This is a genomic window from Rheinheimera baltica, assembly GCF_030731985.1.
Taxonomy (GTDB): Bacteria; Pseudomonadota; Gammaproteobacteria; order Enterobacterales; family Alteromonadaceae; genus Alishewanella; species Alishewanella baltica.
Genome location: NZ_JAPJDY010000005.1, coordinates 178,851 through 198,671, shown reverse-complemented (window position 1 = coordinate 198,671; position 19,821 = coordinate 178,851). Strand labels below are relative to the sequence as shown.

General features: G+C 47.1%; 21 protein-coding genes. 15 read left to right on the top strand and 6 right to left on the bottom strand.

The window, feature by feature from the left end:
- Positions 1-3: 3 nt before the first annotated feature.
- Positions 4-2,271, bottom strand: coding sequence for a flagellar hook-length control protein FliK (locus ORJ00_RS10305; RefSeq protein ID WP_306139799.1), 2,268 nt, complete (start codon positions 2,269-2,271; stop codon positions 4-6).
- A 73-nt stretch (positions 2,272-2,344) separates the two neighbouring features.
- On the opposite strand from ORJ00_RS10305, the gene ccmA reads away from it, so the two are divergent.
- Genes ccmA through ORJ00_RS10255 form a run of 10 tightly spaced genes read left to right on the top strand, consistent with a single transcriptional unit; the run spans position 2,345 to position 10,110 of the window.
- Positions 2,345-3,043: a cytochrome c biogenesis heme-transporting ATPase CcmA gene (gene ccmA / locus ORJ00_RS10300; protein WP_084153684.1), complete on the top strand. Its 699-nt coding sequence runs from the start codon at positions 2,345-2,347 to the stop codon at positions 3,041-3,043.
- Positions 3,037-3,702 (top strand): heme exporter protein CcmB, encoded by a 666-nt coding sequence (gene ccmB, locus ORJ00_RS10295; RefSeq protein ID WP_027672724.1) that lies wholly within the window; start codon positions 3,037-3,039, stop codon positions 3,700-3,702. The genes ccmA and ccmB overlap by 7 nt, the downstream gene beginning before the upstream one ends.
- Before the next feature lies 1 nt (position 3,703).
- On the top strand, positions 3,704-4,441 hold the full coding sequence (locus ORJ00_RS10290; RefSeq protein WP_027672725.1) for a heme ABC transporter permease: 738 nt from the start codon (positions 3,704-3,706) through the stop codon (positions 4,439-4,441).
- The gene (gene ccmD, locus ORJ00_RS10285; RefSeq protein WP_027672726.1) at positions 4,442-4,642 is read left to right on the top strand and encodes a heme exporter protein CcmD; all 201 of its coding nucleotides are present in this window, start codon (positions 4,442-4,444) and stop codon (positions 4,640-4,642) included.
- The gene (gene ccmE / locus ORJ00_RS10280) at positions 4,642-5,142 is read left to right on the top strand and encodes a cytochrome c maturation protein CcmE (RefSeq protein WP_305973679.1); all 501 of its coding nucleotides are present in this window, start codon (positions 4,642-4,644) and stop codon (positions 5,140-5,142) included. The genes ccmD and ccmE overlap by 1 nt, the downstream gene beginning before the upstream one ends.
- Positions 5,143-7,107, top strand: coding sequence for a heme lyase CcmF/NrfE family subunit (locus tag ORJ00_RS10275; RefSeq protein ID WP_306139798.1), 1,965 nt, complete (start codon positions 5,143-5,145; stop codon positions 7,105-7,107).
- A complete protein-coding gene (locus tag ORJ00_RS10270; RefSeq protein WP_027672729.1) occupies positions 7,100-7,672 on the top strand; it encodes a DsbE family thiol:disulfide interchange protein in 573 nt (190 codons plus the stop codon). Before ORJ00_RS10275 ends, ORJ00_RS10270 begins: the two co-directional genes overlap by 8 nt.
- Entirely contained in the window at positions 7,669-8,130 is a 462-nt protein-coding gene (locus ORJ00_RS10265) for a cytochrome c-type biogenesis protein (RefSeq protein ID WP_027672730.1), read from the top strand. Before ORJ00_RS10270 ends, ORJ00_RS10265 begins: the two co-directional genes overlap by 4 nt.
- A complete protein-coding gene (gene ccmI, locus ORJ00_RS10260) occupies positions 8,127-9,320 on the top strand; it encodes a c-type cytochrome biogenesis protein CcmI (RefSeq protein WP_027672731.1) in 1,194 nt (397 codons plus the stop codon). The genes ORJ00_RS10265 and ccmI overlap by 4 nt, the downstream gene beginning before the upstream one ends.
- Position 9,321: 1 nt before the next feature.
- The gene (locus ORJ00_RS10255) at positions 9,322-10,110 is read left to right on the top strand and encodes an MlaA family lipoprotein (protein WP_306139797.1); all 789 of its coding nucleotides are present in this window, start codon (positions 9,322-9,324) and stop codon (positions 10,108-10,110) included.
- Positions 10,111-10,131: 21 nt separating this feature from the next.
- Here ORJ00_RS10255 and ORJ00_RS10250 read toward each other — a convergent pair whose 3' ends face one another.
- The 4 genes from ORJ00_RS10250 to ORJ00_RS10235 all read right to left on the bottom strand — a co-directional run bounded on the left by ORJ00_RS10250 (position 10,132) and on the right by ORJ00_RS10235 (position 15,191).
- Entirely contained in the window at positions 10,132-11,673 is a 1,542-nt protein-coding gene (locus ORJ00_RS10250) for a methyl-accepting chemotaxis protein (protein ID WP_306139796.1), read from the bottom strand.
- A 103-nt stretch (positions 11,674-11,776) separates the two neighbouring features.
- A complete protein-coding gene (locus ORJ00_RS10245; protein WP_306125949.1) occupies positions 11,777-13,006 on the bottom strand; it encodes an ABC transporter permease in 1,230 nt (409 codons plus the stop codon).
- Positions 13,003-13,752 (bottom strand): ABC transporter ATP-binding protein, encoded by a 750-nt coding sequence (locus ORJ00_RS10240; protein ID WP_306125948.1) that lies wholly within the window; start codon positions 13,750-13,752, stop codon positions 13,003-13,005. Before ORJ00_RS10240 ends, ORJ00_RS10245 begins: the two co-directional genes overlap by 4 nt.
- Before the next feature lie 2 nt (positions 13,753-13,754).
- Positions 13,755-15,191, bottom strand: a complete 1,437-nt coding sequence (locus tag ORJ00_RS10235) for an efflux RND transporter periplasmic adaptor subunit (protein ID WP_306139795.1) — start codon at positions 15,189-15,191, stop codon at positions 13,755-13,757.
- A gap of 158 nt (positions 15,192-15,349) precedes the next feature.
- Here ORJ00_RS10235 and ORJ00_RS10230 point away from each other — a divergent pair, with 158 nt between their 5' ends.
- From ORJ00_RS10230 to ORJ00_RS10215, 4 genes are all read left to right on the top strand, one after another.
- Positions 15,350-15,991, top strand: coding sequence for an energy transducer TonB (locus ORJ00_RS10230; RefSeq protein ID WP_051220017.1), 642 nt, complete (start codon positions 15,350-15,352; stop codon positions 15,989-15,991).
- 54 nt (positions 15,992-16,045) lie between these two features.
- Positions 16,046-16,624, top strand: coding sequence for a sigma-70 family RNA polymerase sigma factor (locus ORJ00_RS10225; RefSeq protein ID WP_306139794.1), 579 nt, complete (start codon positions 16,046-16,048; stop codon positions 16,622-16,624).
- The gene (locus ORJ00_RS10220) at positions 16,611-17,219 is read left to right on the top strand and encodes a hypothetical protein (RefSeq protein WP_027672739.1); all 609 of its coding nucleotides are present in this window, start codon (positions 16,611-16,613) and stop codon (positions 17,217-17,219) included. Before ORJ00_RS10225 ends, ORJ00_RS10220 begins: the two co-directional genes overlap by 14 nt.
- Positions 17,220-17,373: 154 nt before the next feature.
- A complete protein-coding gene (locus ORJ00_RS10215; RefSeq protein ID WP_306139792.1) occupies positions 17,374-18,549 on the top strand; it encodes a serine hydrolase domain-containing protein in 1,176 nt (391 codons plus the stop codon).
- 11 nt (positions 18,550-18,560) lie between these two features.
- Here ORJ00_RS10215 and rlmA read toward each other — a convergent pair whose 3' ends face one another.
- Complete coding sequence (rlmA, locus tag ORJ00_RS10210; protein WP_306139791.1) at positions 18,561-19,364, bottom strand: 23S rRNA (guanine(745)-N(1))-methyltransferase; 804 nt, start codon at positions 19,362-19,364, stop codon at positions 18,561-18,563.
- Positions 19,365-19,467: 103 nt separating this feature from the next.
- Here rlmA and ORJ00_RS10205 point away from each other — a divergent pair, with 103 nt between their 5' ends.
- Positions 19,468-19,791: a DUF440 family protein gene (locus tag ORJ00_RS10205; RefSeq protein ID WP_027672741.1), complete on the top strand. Its 324-nt coding sequence runs from the start codon at positions 19,468-19,470 to the stop codon at positions 19,789-19,791.
- Positions 19,792-19,821: the final 30 nt, after the last annotated feature.

Here is a 19,821-nt window from a genome sequence, read left to right as displayed (position 1 = left end):
GTCCTATACTTTAACCGCGAGTAAGCTATTTGCCCGTGGTAATAGACTATCTGGAATTTTGCCCAGGGTGCAATCGGCAGCACTAATGGCAAGGCCTTGCATATTACAGCGATCCGTTAAAATGGGCAGAAATTTATCGGCCAAGAATTTTGCCTGCGGTTGCTCAGTATAAAGTTGCAGTTGAAGCTGTTGTTGTTGCAGTTTAGCGACGACCAGCAATGGGCCGAGTTGCTGCAAATCAAAGCGCATGGTCAGTTGCCATTGTGTTTGTTTTTCACCTGTCTGTTTACCGTCGGCTTCACGTTGTTCAAGCTGCAGCTGGCTATAGACTGATTGATCCCCTTGCTGCATCGGCAGTTGCAGCAAGATATGTTGTTGATTTGTCGCACTGTCCAGTGTCGCAAGCTGGCTTTGCTGCAGTGTGCTGCTGTGGCTTGCTAATTGACGCAGTAATCCGCTAGTTTGTGCCGGTTCTAACGTGCTGATTAATTGTGCCAGCTTTTGGTTAGCTGGCTGCGAAGCTGCAGGCTGTGGTTTTTGTAATAATTGTCCTAAAAGCAACTGTATAGCAATAGCTAAGGTTCCTCCGCTGGTTTGTATGTTGGCATTGCTTTGCAGCGGTTGAAACTGCAGTAAGCTCTGGAGTTGCGCCAGCAGCTGGGGTGGGGGGATCATTTTTTTTCCATCTAACTGGCTTAGTTTAACCTGCTGCAATATTTGTTGTGCAGCTTGCGGTAGCTCGGGTAATACGCTGAGCGGATCCGTTTGTCTGGGGAGCATGGGCAATAAGTGTCGCCAAGCGTGTTGTACCAATTGTTGTGAAATGTCATTACTCATGACTTGTTGTGCTATTTGTGTGACGCTAGCCCCTGGAGCCAGACTGACAAATTGCAACGGCCGGTTAGCATCTTGTGGTATCACTGGCAGCTGTAATGTGGTTTTTAGCGGCACAAGCTGTAATTGATAGCTATTACCTTGCTGTTGAAGCTGCAATTGCACAGGCGCTGAACTAACAGATTGCAACTGCGATAGTTGGCTTGGCGTCAGGTTGATTTTCAATGATGTTGCATTAGGTTGAAGTGTACTTAGGTGTCGTAAACTTAACGACTCGTCAGAGGCTTGTGGTTTGGGTTGCAACGGTAATACGATGTTTTTATCTTGGGCAACCAGCTGCAATGTCACCGTTGCTGATGACTGAGCTGATTTATCATCTGCTATTGTTGCAATGCTCGCAGGCGAGCGCAATTGCAACTGATTAAACCATTTAACCAACTGCTGAAGTAAGACCGCTTGCTGCGCTTTGTCAATAACGGTACCGGTGAATGGTTGGCCTTGTATTGCCGGCAACACAATATCTGCCGTTATCTTCTGGTTATTGCTGTGAAGTTGTAGTTGCACATTCAGGCTATCACTTAATCTACCCGCAGATAACAGCTTGGCAACTGATGTTGAAGACAAAGCTAAAGGCGCTAAGCCGGGTAACTGAATCAGTTTACCCGTAACGGGCGTTTGTATTTTTGCTGAGACTAAGGTGCTGCTGGCATCTTTGCTTTCAGTTTGCACCGTACCGGCATTAACCTGATTATTATAAACCGCCACTAACAGCTGGCGCAGCTGTGCGGCGGGTAAAGGCAAGGTAATTGCTGTGGTGGCTTGTTGCACGTTAAGCAAAATACGCCCGTCTGATTGAGGCTGAAACTGAACCTGTACTGCTAAAGCGGGTTGTGGATTGCTGAGCTGTGAGCGGTTGACTATTTGTAATTGCTGAGGGGAAAGTAAACTTAGCTGAGACGGCTGCAGTGCACTTAGCTGCTGTGCTGATAACGCACTTAGTTGGCTAGATGATAGCGTACTTAATTGACTAGCAGTCAAAGTGGTTAACTGTTGCGGTAATAGGGTGCTTAGCTGTAGTTGTGTTAATGCGGCTATCTGATTGTTGCTCAGTTGCTGGAGTGAGGCGCTGTTTGTCACTTGCTGAAAAGTGTTAACCGGATTTAGCGAGAAATTGTCACTGCTTAACGTTGTTTTAGTGGTCTGTGACAGAAGATTGCCAGCGTTAACGTTTTGCATCAACTTTTGCAAGGCATCATTTGCTGACATGGGTAAGCTAATGTGCAACGCACCTTGTGGCGAGGGTAATTGCAGACGGAATTGTCCTTGGCTCAGTTGCTGGATTTGGCCTTGATATATTTGTGCCACAATCAGTTTTAACGCGGCAGTGTCAGGCTTACCCGACCCCGTCAGCTGCAATAGTGTATCCAGATTAATCATGGTTCATATTCTTACCCAATTTCCATTGCTCTTGCGTGTCACTGCATTCGTATTATGGTGTCAATATGCTAATATGCGCCCAATTTTTATCATCGTCGATAGCCAGAGCGTAGTGATTACACCACAACCTTTTCCTGTTAACCCCGGTCAGTTAATACTGCAGGGTACTGCCTTAAGCTGCATACGCCAAGACCGTGTGTTGTTTGAACAGCTTAATGTCAGTGTGCAAGCTGGTGAGCTAGTGCAGATAGCCGGTAAAAATGGCGCTGGCAAAAGCTCTTTGCTGCGCATTCTTGCGGGTTTAGCTCAACCAGATGATGGGCAACTAGGTTATCAACAGCATAGTTTGTCAGACGTCGCAGCTGAGTATGCCGCTAATTTATGTTATATCGGCCATCAAAGCGGAATTCATGAGCAATTAACGGCGCTTGAAAATATTAGTTTTTGGCGGGCAGCCTCTGAGGTAGATCAAGCTGACGATTTTGCTTTGCTGGCCAAGTTAGGTTTGGCAGGGTTAGAAGATATACCTTGCCGTATGTTATCTGCGGGCCAGCAAAGGCGAGTATCCTTAGCTCGTTTATGGTTTACACGGCGCCAGCTGTGGATTTTGGATGAACCTTTTACCGCGTTAGATCAATCAGCTATCAACATGCTGCAACAACATTTTGTTGAACATTTACAGCAGGGTGGCGCCATCGTTATTACTACACATCAGGCGTTGAGTGTGTCTTTTCCCCACCAAACTACACTGGAGCTGGCATACCGATGGTAGTCTTAGTTAGCTTTATTCAGCGTGAGCTTAGGCTGTTGGCAAGGCAGAAAGCCGACTGGCTAAATCCACTGCTGTTCTTTGTTATTGTATTAAGCTTATTTCCGCTGGGTGTTGGGCCAGAAGCCAATTTATTACGTATTATGGCGCCAGGTATTGTGTGGATTGCAGCATTGCTTAGCGTGTTGTTGGCAGCTGAACGTTTATTTAAAGATGATTATCGTAATGGTGTTATTGAGCAGCTGGTTGCAGCCCGTCAGCCTCTGCTAAGTTTCGTGCTGGCCAAATTACTGACCAATTGGTTAAGTACAGGGTTGCCATTGGTGCTGTTATCACCCGTCGTTGCCCTGTTATTAAATATTGAGACGGCAGGTTTTGTCGCAATGTTACTGACATTATTACTTGGCACGCCTTTGCTTAGTTTGCTCAGCGTAATGGGGGCTGCGTTAACAGTATCCGCCGATAAGGGCGGTATTTTGCTAGCACTGTTAATTTTACCGCTGTATATTCCGCTGTTAATTTTTGCCAGTGCGGCAATGGAGGCGGCAGCAATGAATATGCCGTATCATGGTCAGTTAGCGATTATGCTAGCTATGTTGTTGTTTGCGATGGCACTGATCCCCATGGCGGTGATCAGTGCTTTAAAACTGAATGTGAGCTGATATGTTTAAGTGGTTGCATCCTTTTGCCAAGCCTGAAACCGTATATCATCTGTGCGGTCGTTTTTATCCCTGGTTAATATCAGCAGGCATACTGTTGTTATTGTTAGGAAATATCTGGGGCTTAGCGTTCACACCGCCCGATTATCAGCAGGGCGACAGCTATCGTATTATCCACATTCACGTACCTTCAGCCATTATGTCAATGGGAACCTATTCCGCTATGGCTATCGCGGCCTTTATTGCGTTAGTCTGGCAAGTAAAAGTGGCGCAGTGGTCAGTTTTAGCTATTGCCCCTGTGGGCGCAATTTATACTGCTATTGCACTTATTACCGGCATGGCTTGGGGTAAGCCCATGTGGGGTACCTGGTGGGTGTGGGATGCCCGTCTAACGTCAGAGCTTATTTTATTGTTTTTGTACCTTGGTGTTATTGCATTAAGTGGCGCTTTCACTGACCGGCAAACGGGTGCTAAAGCCGCCTCTTTGCTTGCAATCGTAGGTGTTATTAATCTACCGGTGATACATTTTTCCGTTGAATGGTGGAACACTTTGCATCAGGGCGCGTCTATAACGAAGTTCGCTAAGCCATCAATTGACCCAAGTATGTTATGGCCCTTACTTATTAGCATACTGGCGTTTAAGGTGATTATGCTGGCATTGGTGTGTTTACGTTTGCGCACCGCTATTTTGTTAAACGAGCAGCACCGACCTTGGGTAAAAGCTATGGCAAAGGGGCAATAGATGTATTTTCAATCACTAGCCGATTTTTGGCATATGGGAGGCTATGGCCTTTTTGTCTGGTTATCTTTCGCTAGCACCTATGCGTTGCTGGCAGCATTAATCGGCTATAGCCATTATCAACAGGCACAATTTAAGCAGCATCTGAAAAACAGGCTGGCAAGAGAGCAGCGCGTTAAACAGCATCAGGAGCAAACACAATAATGCATCCAAGACGTCAAAAACGCCTCATCGCAGTCGTTCTGGTTATTAGCCTGTTAGCGAGTGCTATCGGTGCCATGTTATATGCACTGCAACAAAATATTGATTTGTTTTATACGCCGTCACAATTGGTTGATGGGTTGGGAAAAGATAAGATTAAACCCCAGGTTGGCCAACGCCTGCGTATTGGCGGAATGGTTGTTAATGGCTCGGTAACACGTGATCCAGACTCGTTAAAGGTGAGTTTCGACTTGGTTGATACCGGACCTATCGTTCGTGTGACTTACGAAGGGATACTGCCAGACTTGTTTCGTGAAGGCCAGGGTATCGTCGCACAAGGTGTGTTGATTGACGCCACCACTATTGCTGCCAGTGAAGTGTTAGCGAAACACGATGAAGAATATATGCCACCAGAAGTTGCTGAAGCATTGAAAGGTATTAAGCATGTGCCACCATCGCAGCAAGGGGCAGCTAATGCAACATCGACAGAAGGACGTTACTAGATGATCGTTGAAGCAGGTCAGCTGGCTCTTACCTTTGCCTTTGCACTGTCCTTATTGTTATCTACTGTACCATTGTATGGCAGTTTTACCGCTAATCAACGTCTGTTGCTGTTAGCGAAACCATTTGCTTTTGGCTTGTTTATCTTTAGTGCTGTGGCAATGGCCGCATTGATATACGCCTTTTGCACAAGCGACTTTACCGTCATTAATGTTGCGCAAAACTCCAGTTCAACCTTACCCTGGTATTATCAAATCACCGCTAGTTTTGGTTCTCATGAAGGCTCAATGTTGCTGTGGGTGTTAATGCTATGCGGCTGGACGGCACTGGTAGCACAATTTTCTAAGGCGCTCCCCTTGTTACTACAAGGCCGGATCCTGGGGATTTTGGGACTCATTAGCGCCGGCTTTATTGCCTTCTCATTATTTATGTCTAACCCTTTTGCCCGCAGTTTGCCGTTTTATCCGGTGGAAGGGCGTGACTTAAATCCGCTGCTGCAAGATTTTGGCATGATAATGCATCCACCTACATTGTACATGGGCTATGTGGGTTTTGCAGTCGCATTTGCCTTTGCTATTGCTGCGTTAATGGGCGGGCGTTTTGATAGCGTCTGGGCGCGCTGGGTAAGGCCTTGGGCGCTGGCTGCATGGTTGTTTTTAACCCTCGGTATTATGCTTGGCAGTTGGTGGGCATACAACGAACTGGGGTGGGGCGGATGGTGGTTCTGGGATCCAGTTGAAAATGCGTCTTTTATGCCTTGGCTTGCCGGTACAGCGCTAATACATAGTCTGGCAGTGACTGAAAAGCGTGGTACCTTTAAAAGCTGGACAGTGCTGTTGGCATTGTCCGCTTTTGCACTAAGTTTAGTTGGCGCGTTCTTAGTGCGCTCCGGTGTGCTGGTGTCGGTGCATTCTTTTGCCACCGATCCGGGGCGCGGTCTATATTTGTTGGCGTTTTTATTAGTGGTAATTGGTGGCTCATTGCTGCTTTACGGTAGCAGAATGAACTCGGTGCGAAGTCAGGCGCGGTACCAGCTGTTTTCTCGTGAAATGCTGCTGTGGGGCAATAATATCTTTTTGCTGACTGCCTGCTTGATTGTATTTTTGGGCACCTTATTCCCGTTATTTCATAAAGAACTTGGTTTAGGTTCAATTTCCATAGGTGAACCATTCTTTAATCAGATGTTTTATTACCTTACCATTCCTTTTGCTTTGCTGTTGGGGCTAGGGCCTTGGGTGCGATGGAAGCAACAGCAGGTTATGCCGTTAATCCGGCCTTTAGCAATGGTTGCCGTAGCAGCACTTATTGTCTCACTTGGCGTGTTGGCCAGCATGCAAAGTGTGCAAGCAAACCTTGCTTTATTAGGCATGTTATTAGGCGCCTGGGTTGGTATCTCAGCGCTTGCTGAGGTTATGTTGAGGCTGCGCCAGTTTGGTTCAATTAGTAAAGGTATCACTAAGTTAAATGCCAGCCACTACGGTATGACATTAGCGCACATTGGTTTTGCAGTATTGGTTATCGGTGTGGCAATGACTAAAACCTATACTACTGAGCGTGATGTCAGAATGCAGCAAGGTGATGTGGCAACGGTTGCTGGTTACGAATTTACACTTACCGAAGTATACGAGCTTAACGGCCCTAATTACGGCGGTCAGGCGGCAGAGTTGGATGTGCGCAAAGATGGCCAATTTGTTACACATTTACACGCAGAAAAACGTTTTTACCGTATTCAACGGACGATAATGACCGAGTCAGCGGTGCATGCCAGACTGAGCAGGGACCTTTATGTTTCTTTAGGCGAAGAGCTACCTGGTGATGCCTGGGCACTGCGCATCCATGTTAAGCCCTTTGTTCGTTGGATTTGGTTAGGTGGCGTTTTGATGGCATTAGGCGCGTTGCTGGCGCTGTGTGATAAACGCTACCGCCGTAAACAGACTCAACGCGAGCCTGGAGCTGAGCATGCGTAAAGTACTGTATTATTTGCCTCTGTTCGCTTTTCTGGCGCTGGCGCTGTTTTTACTTAGCGGTTTGTTTTCAGATCCCCGTGAGCGTGACTCTGCCAGCCTGAATAAAGCCCTGCCAGAGTTTGCCCTGGCCGATGTTATGCAGCCAGATAAAATCTGGACGCCGTCTGAGTTGAAAGGTGAAACCTATTTGCTGAATGTGTGGGGTACCTGGTGTCCAACCTGCAATGCCGAACTGGGTTATCTTACTGAGTTACGCCAACAGGGCGTCAAAATTGTCGGGCTGTACTATGAATTACCACGCGATCCGGCATTTGACGCACCATTTAACCTTGCCGAATTACAAAAAGACGTACAGCAAAAATTGCAGCAACAAGGTGATCCCTACCAGTTCAATATGTTGGATATTGACCGCAGTCTGTCACTTGATTTAGGCGTTAGCGGTGCACCGGAAACCTTTATTGTTGATGCTGATGGCATAATCCGCGCGCATCATATTGGTGACATTAATCCATTGGTATGGCGCAGCAAATTGGCACCGATTTACCAAGAGTGGAGGAAACCATGAGCCGTTTAGCTTGTTTACTCATACTCCTGTTTAGTGTAAATGCGCTGTGTCAGGAAGTGTTGTCGTTTGACACTGATGCTCAGCGCCAATTGTATCAAGACCTCACAGCAGAGCTACGTTGCCCGCAGTGTCAGAATCAGAATATTGCCGACTCTAATGCTGTCGTCGCGGTTGATATGCGGCAAAAAACCTACCAGCTTATTCGCGAAGGGCAAGACCGCCAGCAGGTTGTCGATTATATGATCAATCGGTATGGTGATTTTGTGCATTATTTGCCACCAGTCAATCGGTATACCTTATGGTTATGGTTGTTACCATTACTTATGTTACTCGCGCTGTTTGCAACGGGAGTTTATCGTCGTTCGCGGCAAACTTCTGCATTAGAGACCCCGGAAGTTAACACCTCAGCAGTTGAATTAGATCAGCTAATTGCACGTTATCGGAGTAAAAAACCATGATCTGGCCTTTGGTTATCGCCAGCTTTACCATGCTGTTGTTGACGGCGCTGTGTTTATTTTGGCCACGTCGTGCCACAGAGCTGCCACAGCAAACCCCGGCACAGCTATTCGAAGAACGGTTGCAGTTACTGGCATTAGCGCGAGATAGCGGCGAGCTTGCCGAACAAGATTTTGACAGTGCTGCACAAGAGCTTAAAAGTCAGTTTCTGCAGCAGCAAAGTGTATCGTTAACGCAAAATCAGCGTTTTGGCCGCCTGCCGCTTGTCTTACTATTGGTTGTCGCTGTTATTGTCGGTGGTGTTTACAGTGTCAATGGCCATTATCGTCAATTGCAAGATTGGCAGCTGGCACAGCAAAATTTGCAGGCCTATGGCGAGCGAGCACTACTAAACCAAGGTGAGCCGTTATCAGAGCAAGAAATAGATTGGTTTGCGCTTGCGCTGCGTACCAAGCTTGCTAACGAAGGTGATGATGCTATCGCCTGGATGCTACTCGGCCGTATTCGTATGTCGCAAGGAGCAATAGAGCAGGCGATAGACGCATTTGAACGTGCATTGCAGCTTACTCCAGAGCGTACGCCGTTACTATTAAGTTATGCACAGGCCCTTATTTTACAAGCTGACGACAATCGGCTGGCATTAGCCGGACGTGCTGTTGCCAGAGTATTGAGCAAAGAGCCGCAAAACAATGATGCCTTGTCGTTAATGGCGCTTATTGCCTACGAAAAAGGGGATATGGAACAAGCTAAGTCAGCCTGGCAGCTACTACTTGGGCAATTACCATCTACTGATCCGCGTTATGCAGCAGTACAGCAGCGATTAGCTGAAATGGGTGTTGAGGTGCCAGCCGACGGTCGGCAAATTACCGTGCAGTTGTTTGTCGACCCTGCGCTTAAGCAAGCTAACCCAAATGCCAGCCTTTTTTTGTTTGCCAGAGCAATTGGTGGTGCACCACTGCCATTGGCAGTGCAGCGCATCCCCTTGCCTGAGGGCGAATTAACCTTGGTATTAACTGAGCAGATGGCGATGCAAAGTGGCTGGAGCCTGGCCAATGCTGACAGTGTTGAGGTTGTGGCGCGGATGTCACAATCCGGTACCGTAGAGCAGCGCCCGGGCGACATTCAAACCGTATCGGAAGCCTTAAGCTTTACTGAACCCGCCTTAACAATTTCTCTTAGTCTGGAGCCATGATATGCCGTTTTCGTTGTCTAAATATGGCCTGATTGGCGCGGCCTTAGTGCTGTGCGGTTGCGCGAGTAAACCTGCTGATACCGTGCAAGCGGAAGCCGATAATATGGGCGCACATTATGCTGACAGTCGCGATCCGCTGGAAAGTATTAACCGGTCGTTTTGGGATTTTAACTACGATATTTTGGATCAATATCTATTGCGACCAGCAACGGTAGGTTACATGACAGTGGTACCTAAACCCGCTCGAAAAGGTTTGGTAAACGCTGCTAATAATCTGAATGAACCTGCCAGTTTTTTAAACAGTACTTTGCAGGCTAAACCTAATAGTGCAGCAATTAGTGCGGGTCGTTTTCTGGTAAACAGCACGCTTGGCATATTTGGCTTGTTTGATGTAGCCACTAAAATTGGTTTAGCTGAGAAAAGTGAAGACTTTAGCCAAACACTTGCAGTGTGGGGCGTTGGTGATGGTGCTTTTTTAATGATCCCAGCGCTTGGGCCTTCGACTGTTCGCGATACCACGGGCACAGTGGTTGATAGTTTGTATTTCCCGCTGGCGTTACTCAACACTCCGCTAAGTTTGACTCGCGCCGCGATAGGGGCACTGGACGCACGGGAGCAGCTTATGTCAATGGAAAGCTTGTTAGAGGAATCACTGGATCCTTATGCTTTTATTAAAGAGTCTTATTTTCAGCGCCAGCAGTTTAAAATATACGACGGTAATCCACCACAGCCGCCTGAGCCTGAGATTGACGAAGCAGCGTTTGACGATTTGCTGGATGATCTAGAGTAACAAAACCGGGTAAAACCCGGTTTAGCGTTTAAAACCAATACGAAAACCACCCCAGTGCCTGCCATTAACAAAAATAGGCACTGATAAGTCGTGTAAAATCTCTCCGGTATCACGTTTGTATGTCTGTAAAAGCATGGATTCGGTATGACTACCGCAACGGCTGCCGGTGCGGTCGTTAAAAATGCGTTTAGTCCGATTTTGTAATAAATCTTTGTCATAGTTACCGCTAAGTGGCAGGCTGAATTTTTTATTATGAGTCGGGAAATAGCCTTTTCGGTCAACGGCGCCAGCATAAAGAATATTAGTTTGCCGGGTTAGAATAGGCTCTTGAATCGTTGGGAAGTGTCTGTCGGTAAAGTCATCATAGGCGGTGTGATATTTTGCCGGATTACTGCCAGTAATTAATTGATACTTTTCTGCGAATAAAGACTCTGCATTTAACTGACCGTTTGAAATAGCTTGGGAGAAGAGTGCGCCAATCGCCTGTGCAGCGTGTTGTGCTTCTGACAATATCGGGCTAAAAAAGGTGTGCTCACTTAACGTATTCAGTTCGCGATAGATACTTTCTGTTTCTTCAGATAGCTCAATAGCCTGCTGAGCTACAGATTGGCCTTTCTCACCTATGCTCTGTAGTGAGTGACTAATACTCGTCACTGACTGTGTCAGTTCTTTACTGGTGTGCTGTAAGTCAGCGCTAACTTGTTCAATATTAACCAAATCAATTGATGATGCGCTAATTTGGCTATTAATATCGGTAACACCAATAGCAACCTGCTGTAGTTCTTGTTGTACCTGGTCGCCAGCCTGTTGAAGCTGGGTCATTTGTTTTGCTGTTTGTTGGCTTTGTTCTCGAATATCAGACAGCATGGCGGCAATGTCATTTGTTGCTCTGGCCGTTTTACCTGCCAGTGCTCTTACTTCGTCAGCCACCACGGCAAAGCCGCGGCCTTGTTCACCTGCACGTGCAGCTTCTATTGCTGCATTTAACGCAAGTAAATTGGTTTGCTCTGCAACGTTATTAATAACCTCTGTAATCCGCTGAATGTTGTCACTGCTGCTGCGCAATTTCTCCAGTTGAACGGCGGTATTACTAACGGCACTAACCAAAGCAGCAATATTGGTTACGCTGCTTTGTAATAGTTTATCGGCTTGTTGTGATGCACAAGCTGTGCTTTGTAAGTTATTGCCAATACTTTGCAGTGCGTTGTTAAGTCCGCTGCCGGCATTAGCGAGTTTTTCACTAACGCCGGCAATATTGCTACTGTCCTCACTACTTAGCTTAATCTCTTTAATCAAGCTATCGATGAAAAACGATACCTCCGCGGCGCCAATGGCCATAGTCGATGTGGCTTGGGTAATATTGTCAGCCGTTTGTGCCAGGTTTTCATCCTTATTATCTGTAATGATTAGCTCGGGTTGTCGAGGCCAGTAGCTAAAGACTAATAACAACGATGCGCCCAATACCAAAGGAAGGATAATCGAGGACGTTAAAGCATAGCTTGCGGCTTGCAGCAGGGTGAATATCAACACAAACAACGCGGGTCTTAGCGATACTTTTCGCATAAATATATCCTAACACTGCAAAATTGATTCTTTTTGCAGTGTTAGCAGTTTGTACAGGGCTGTCAATTACTTATTAATCGCTAAAGACTAAAGTCTAATCGTATTACTCATAGCGCAATGCGTCTATTGGTTGCAACTTTGCAGCTTTTGTCGCGGGATAATAGCCAAAGAATATGCCAATAAGGCAGGAGAAGCCGACACTCATTAACACCACATAAGGGTCTATAATGGCGGTAAAGCCAGCAAAATATTGCATGCTTAAGCTGGTGATGACGGCTAGCGTAACACCAATGATGCCACCGATACCGCACAGTAAAACGGCTTCAATGAGAAACTGCTTCATAATCACTTTAGGCTCTGCACCCACGGCCATTCTTAAACCAATTTCCCGTGTGCGCTCCGTAACAGACACCAGCATGATATTCATAATACCAATACCGCCTACCAGCAATGACACGGAAGCCACAGCGGCCAGCAAGCCATTAAAAATTTGCAATGTTTGAGAGCGTGTTTCTATCATCTCAGCTAAGTTTCGAATACTAAACGGTGTTTGGCCATCGGTTGCGCGCAGGCGTTGACGCAGCAGGCTGTCCATTTGCTGCTCCACTGAAGCCATATCCCGTTCGTCGTGCACTTGCACAATAATGCTACGAACGGCTTTGGGGCTGGACAACGTCATGCCTGAGATACGTTTGCGCACCGTATCAAGCGGCATAAAAATTAAGTCGTCCTGATCATTACCCTGCGTATTTTGTCCTTTGCCTTTAAGCACACCAATAATCGTTACCGGGAGCTTATTTACCCTAACCGTTTGGCCAACAGGGTCGCTTTGGCCGAATAGCTCACGCTTTACTGTTTCACCAATGACTGCGACCCGCCCGGCACTGGCAAGTTCGGCGTCACTAAAGGTACGGCCTTCAGAGAGCGTCCAACTTTGTGCCTGGTAAATACTGTTGGTCACGCCATGAATATCGGGTGACCAGTTAAGGTTACCAAAAATAAGTTGGCCATTGGCACGTAAGGTTGGTGCGGCGACGTTCACCTCAGGTATTTGTTGTTCTATTGCCAGCGCATCTAGTTCTGTTAATCCCTGACTACTGCCACTGGACTGGCGCGCTCCACCTGAAAAGCGTCCACGGGAAAACACAACAAACACATTGCCGCCTAAGCTTTTAATTTGTTGGTCTACGTCATAACGTGCGCCGGCACCTAATGCCAGCATAATAATTACGGCGGCGACACCGATAATAATACCCAACATGGTAAGTATACTGCGCAGTAAGTTTACCTTCAGTGCCACCCAGGCCACTTGCAACAAGGTTATGCTATTCATGCCAGTGCCTCAGCCAAACGTTGTTGACGAAAGTGAGCTAGGGCTGTTTGAGCACATGCCGGTGTTGATCGTTTATCAGAAACCAGTTTGCCATCACGAAATACTAATTGTCGGCTGGCAAACTCTGCGATGTCAGGCTCATGCGTCACTAACACCAGTGTTTTACCTTGTCGATGCAATTGTTGAAACAGCTGCATGATTTCCAGCCCGGTTTCAGTATCTAAAGCCCCGGTGGGTTCGTCAGCTAATAATAAGGCAGGTTGATTAACCAATGCGCGCGCGATGGCAACACGCTGTTGCTGGCCGCCAGACAGCTGTGACGGTTGATGTGTCGTTCTACTGCCTAAACCGACTAACTCCAGGCATTCACGCGCCTGTGTTAGGGCTTGTTGTCGTGGGGTATTGTTGTACAGCATCGGCAAAACCACGTTATCCAGTGCACTGGTTCGCGGTAGCAAGTTAAATTGCTGAAAGATAAAACCAATGTATTTATTACGCATTTGGGCCAATGTCGCCGCTGGCAAATGCGTAACATCTTCGCCTTGCAGCAGGATCTGACCACAGGTCGGGATATCCAGGCAGCCAAGCATATTCATAAAAGTTGATTTCCCCGAGCCTGATGGGCCCATTACGGCGACAAATTCACCAGTGTTAATCTGTACATCGATGCCTTTAAGTGCGCGAAGTGTCTCAGAACCCATCTGGTAGTGTTTTTCCAGCGCTTTAGTTTGAATTACGGCTGCCATCGTTAATCTACTCTTGTGGCACGGACAATAACGGCATCACCTGCCTGTAGTTCGCTGCTGAGTAATTCACTGTACTCATCGTTTGTCAGGCCAATACGTATTGTCACTGACTCGGGTTGGCCATCGGCGTTTAAGCGCCATAGTTGTGCAGCAATGCCAGCAGTGCCTTGAGCCCGCTTTGCACGGCGTTGTTCATTAAGCTCGAGATACTGTTGGTATTGTTGCTCATTTAGCACTTGTTGCATGGCGTTTTGCAGCTTTTGTCGCTCCTTGGCCATGATTTGTCGCATGTCGGTCATAGGGTTATTTGTCAGCTGAGTTCTGGCCTGTTGCTGGCTGGCGGCAAAGTCTTTATACAGTTGTTTTACCGCATTACTGCTGTCACCACTGAGCTGTAACTGAGTAATCACTTCTGCTGCCATATCAGTTCTGGCGGCGGGTGTTGCTGCTATACCAGCAGGTTTAAAGCGTAACGCCGCATTGGGTACACGCAAAACATCGTTTTGCTGGCCGCGAACAATATTCAAGTTTGCTGTCATACCCGGCAATAGCAGTTGTTGCTGATTGGGTGCATTGATAATGACCTTGTAGGTTACAACATTATTGGTGTTAGTCGCGGCTTTACGAACTTGTGCAACATCGCCGCGAAATTGACGTTCAGGGTAGGCATCTACCTGAAACCGCACCGGCTGGCCTTGCTGTATTTTTCCAATGTCGGCTTCATCAACATCGGCTTCTATCTGCATTTGCGACAGGTCCTGAGCAATAGTAAATAATGTTGGCGCCGATAAGCTGGCAGCAACGGTCTGCCCAATATCGACTTGTCGGTCAATTACCGTGCCGTTGACCGGCGAACGTATGGTGGTGCGGTCTAAGTCCAACTGAGCTTGTTCTTGCTGTGCTTTACGTTGCAGTAGTTGTGCATCGGCGCTCTGAATTTGAGCCTTTGCCAATGAAACTTGTGCTTTAGCCGTATCAAAAGCCGCTTGTGCATTATCCAGTTCGGTTTGGTTGGTTAAGCTTTTAGCCATTAATTGTTGCTGGCGTTGAAATGCGCGATCTGTGCGGGCCAGTTCTGCTTCTGCTTTTAGGTGTGTAGCGTGTTGTTGTGCCAGGCTGGCTTTTGCCATTACAACGTCGGCGTCAGCTTGTCGTAACCTTGCAACATAGGTTCTGTCGTCAAGCTTCGCAATAGCTTGTCCCTGCGCAACATCGTCGTTAAAGTCGACATAAAGTTCTGTGATGAGCCCTGACACTTCGGTACCCACTTCAACCGTAACGACGGCTTTAGTGGTGCCTGCGGTATTAACTACACTTTCAATTGCACCGCTATCTACCTGCTGTGTTTGATAGCGAACTTCAGGTTGAGCGGGGCTGATATTAAACCAGGCCAGCACCGCGGCAATACACACAACAATAATACTAATTCCGTAACGCACCTAAATCACTCCATAAACTAATTACCACAACACTATAACCAGCTGCAGCCCTGGCTTACAGCGAGGTTGGGTAAAGGTTATGTAAAGGCAAAAAATATTTAACCCCTTTTTAGCTGGTCATTCGTCTAATTAATAATATGGCAATCAAGGAGTAGACTATGACGTTACTAACCGCTACGAATTTACCGCAAAACCCCGCCTTAAAACTGATGACCGCGGGGGGCGCAGCATTAACCATTACTTTTTTACTGTTTGCCGCCATGCAGCAACTTATTAAAGCCGATGCGTTGCAACGACAGGAAGTAACTGAGTTTGGTCCTATCCAACTGTTTACGGCACCAGAGGACAGTGAGGTAGAGGTTCGGCCACCTATGCCAAAGCCGCCTGAGCCGCAAAACAGAGATATTCCTAAACCGCAACCATTAACGGTTGATCCCTCCAATATTGCCCCCGGTTTAATTACGCTGGGGCCGGTGACCTTACCCAGCAGTGCAGGCCCGATATTGCAGCAATCTCAAACAGATAGGGGGGCTGCACCCTTGGTTAGGGTTGAGCCGCGTTACCCTGTTGACGCCGCGCGTGATGGCATAACCGGTTGGGTGCGTTTAGGCTTTAGTATTGATGAAAGCGGCGCAGTAACCGATATTTCCGTGTTAGCGGCAGAACCGGCAAACGTGTTTAATCGCGAGGCGACACGGGCACTGCGACGTTGGAAATACCAGCCGCAAATGGTTGAAGGCAAACCAATTAAACAACATAACATGCAAGTTCAGCTCGATTTTAGTTTACAGAACGATTAGTCTGAAAAAAACAGCATAGATAACCTCACAGGACTTAGATAAAGGAGCAGTACTATGGCGTTATCCTTTTTCCTGGCAGGGTGGATGGGTGCTGAAGAAACGGCAGAGCAATTGTTCTGCCGTTACCAGGACAGCAGCAATGTCGCGTATTTGCAAAAACTGTTTGCCATGCATGGTAGCGACTTATATCACTTTTTACTGCAGCAATCGGACCGTACTCTGGCGGAAGATATTAGCCAACAAGTGTGGTTAACGTTGCTGGAGCAGCCCGGCAGTTTTCGTGGTGCCAGTAGTTTTAAAACCTGGCTGTTTAGCATAGGCCGTAACTGTTTGATTGATGAATTAAGGCGGTTAAAACGCTGGCAACCCGAGGCGTTGTTAGATGATATGTCTACGGATGGTCATTGTCCCGAACAGCAATTGTCGCGAGCAAAGCAACAATTGCAATTAGGTAAGCAATTGCAGTTATTGCCATTTTTGCAACGTGAAGCATTAATGTTGCAGTTGGAGGGATTTTCGATTGCGCAAATAAGTGACATAACACAGCAACCTGACGAAACTATTAAAAGCCGTTTGCGATACGCCAGACAATTTCTACAGCAGCTAGCCGGAGTGTCAGATGACAACGCCTGAACAGTTTGAGCGAGACTTACAACAACAGTATCAACATGAAAAAGCCAGACATGCCGCTCCGCCGCAGCTTAGCGAGCGTATAATGCAGCGAGCAAAACCACCGGTATCACAGCGGTGGTGGCCGGCCTGGCGAAATATGCAGTTGGCTTTAAGTAGTGCTTTTGTTTTGGTATTGGGCTATTTGTTATTGCTTCAACAGCCGTCGTCGCCGTTGTACTATCAAATTGTAGTCACCAGCGATTCCCAATATCGTGAAGTGCAGCAACATCGCATAACAGTTCAGAAGGAACAAGCCTTAGCAATGCTACCGGGTGATGCCAGTAACGCTTACCAGCAATATGTCGAGACTGCACAACGCAATGATGCATTTCATACTCAAACTGGCTTATTACGGCAAAACGCAGAGCAATGGCAAATTAGCGTGTGTAACGATTTGCTGTTAACAGTAGACAGGCAGTTGCTCGCTCAATTAAATGTGGTGCCAACGCCTGATGATTTTCAATTACAGCAGTGGGTTGAATTTGTCAGTAACGACGCCGGCCAGCTTGTTGCTATTCGTCCTACGAGCACGGTATTGCAATGCCCACAGGCTTAGTATTACCAGCAAGCCAGGGGGCCAACAGGTGGGTTGCGCTTGGCAATTAGGGGTAAAGCCCCTACAATACCGTACTGCTTTACACCATAACAACGGATAATAATTTCAAGTGAAGCCGATTTTTTGTGTTGTATTAGGCTGTTTATTCAGTGTTATGTTTCAGCCTAATCTTGCAGTAGCGCAAGCTAATGATGCTATATCCGTCTCTGGCAACGTCGTCTTGCAGGCGGATGATATTCTTGCGCCAATAATCAGTGACTTTGATACGTATTATTCCGGTAAATTAACGGAACATGACATTCCTGGTGCGGCTTACGCCATCGTCAGAGGCAATAAAATTATTGCTGCCGCCGGTTTTGGTGTGCGACAACTTGGACAAACTGAGCCGGTAGATCCCTACACCGTGTTTCGCATTGCGTCGGTGTCTAAAACCTTTGCCAGTGGCTTGTCCAGTATTTTGGCGGCAGAAGGCCACTTTAGCTGGGATGATAAACTAACCAAGTATGTTCCCGGCTTTTCGTTCAAATCTAAACGTTACAATAATCAGCTGAAGCTGGAGCACCTTCTGTCGCAAAGCACAGGGGTTATGCCCAATGCTTACGATAACCTGATAGAAGCCAACGTGCCGCTGGAAAAAATTCTGCCGCAATTTAGTAAAATTGACCCCCTTTGCGCGCCAGGCCAATGCTACGGTTATCAGAATGTGCTGTTTAGTTTAATTGAACAGGTCATGCTTAAAACAACGGGAAAACCTTACGCCGAGTTATTGCAGGAACGCATATTCACCCCTTTGCAACTGCCTACGGCGTCTGTGGGGCTGGATGGGCTGTTTAGTACTGAAAATCGTGCTATGCCGCATGTGAAAGCGCGCGGTAAGTGGTACCCGACAAAAGTTGCAGAGAGCTATTATCGTTTTGGCCCTGCAGCGGGTGTCAATGCCAGTGCTATCGATTTAGGCTATTGGCTGATTGCCCAGCTGGGACACAACCCGCAAGTATTGTCACATGACGTACTGCAAAATATCAGCAAAAAAAGAGTTAAAACCCGGCGAGATTTACGCCGCAGGGAATGGCGCCGATATTTAACCGATGCGCATTATGCTTTAGGCTGGCGGGTATACCAGTTTGGCCAGGATCAGCTGATGTATCACGGTGGTTGGGTGCAGGGATATCGGGCAGAAATTGCCTATTCGCAAGAGCATCAACTTGGCTTGGTGATGTTGATGAATGCAGAATCTAATTTAATCAATGAATTAGGCACCTATTTTTGGTCGGGTGCACTAACCGCTATTCACCAGCAGGAACTCGACGCCAACACCACAGACAATTGAGTTTACGCCAATCAGACCGGCGTATTTTCTTGATACAAATCAAGTGAAAATTCTACGCTAATTGCTGGTGTGCTAGCGGCAAACTGCTGTTTTTGCACTGGGCTAAATTTCCATGCTAACGGCACCATTTGTATTAGTGCTAATACATCTTTCTCTTGGCTAAAAGGCAATTGATAACGTAAAGATTGCCGGCTCAAGTGTGTAAAACCCGGTATTGTCGCAATAGCATCGTCGTGTAAACGAACGTTTTCATACACTGCGTGTTTAATTTCTACCAGATGCTCAGGTCCCGGAGTCACCGTTAACAAGTGCCCCGCGGGCTTAATTAAACGCTGCAGCTCTTCAGGTTTAGATGGCGCATAGATACGCAATATCCCGTCAAAGCTATGATCTGCAAATGGAAGTTGGTATGCGCTGGCCACACTAAACTTAATAGCCGGGCACGCTTTAGCTGCAAACTTAATGGCGCTTTTTGATATATCAACACCGTAAATATCGCAACCAGGTAGCGTTTGCTTTACTTGATTAGTGTAATAGCCTTCACCACAGCCGATGTCGAGTAAGGTAGTGGGTGACAGACTGGCCCAGATAGTGTTAACCGCTTGTGCTAGCGGCGCGTACCAACCCGCTTGCAAAAAATCCCGCCTGGCTTGCATCATCTCTTTGTTATCACCCGGATCTTTAGACTTTTTATTTTGCACCGGCAGCAAATTAACATAGCCTTCGCGGGCAATGTCGAAGCTATGGCGTTGTGGGCACTGATAGTGTTTATCGTGCAATGACAGAGGCTGTTGGCAAAGCGGACACAGATACATAGTTATTTCTGCCTGGAAAAATGGCCGACAGTGTAGCAGCACAGCGGCCTTTTCGGCAAAGGCTTGCTATACTGGCGGCAATTGCGAATGAAGCGGAGCAGGAATGCAAGAACTGGAGTTGTGGACGCTGGACGAATTATGTGACCATGCGTTTGATATTTTTGAAGAATTAGCTGCCGAAAGTTTGTCAGCACAAGATTATGCCTTGTATCAGCAGCATTATGAAACGCGCGGCTACGCTGATTTAACCCTGCCGGGTGAAGACTGGGTCGATATTATGATGCAAGACTTAGATCCTGAATTACATTTTGAAGCACAGATTGGCTTAACCGGTGAAGCGGGCGAGGCGGATATGGTGCTGGCGCGTATCCTGCTTAGCCGGGAGAAATATGAATCACTTTGCCACGCGCAGTGGCGCGGTCAGTAATGTGTGCACTGATGTGTGTACTGATATTTG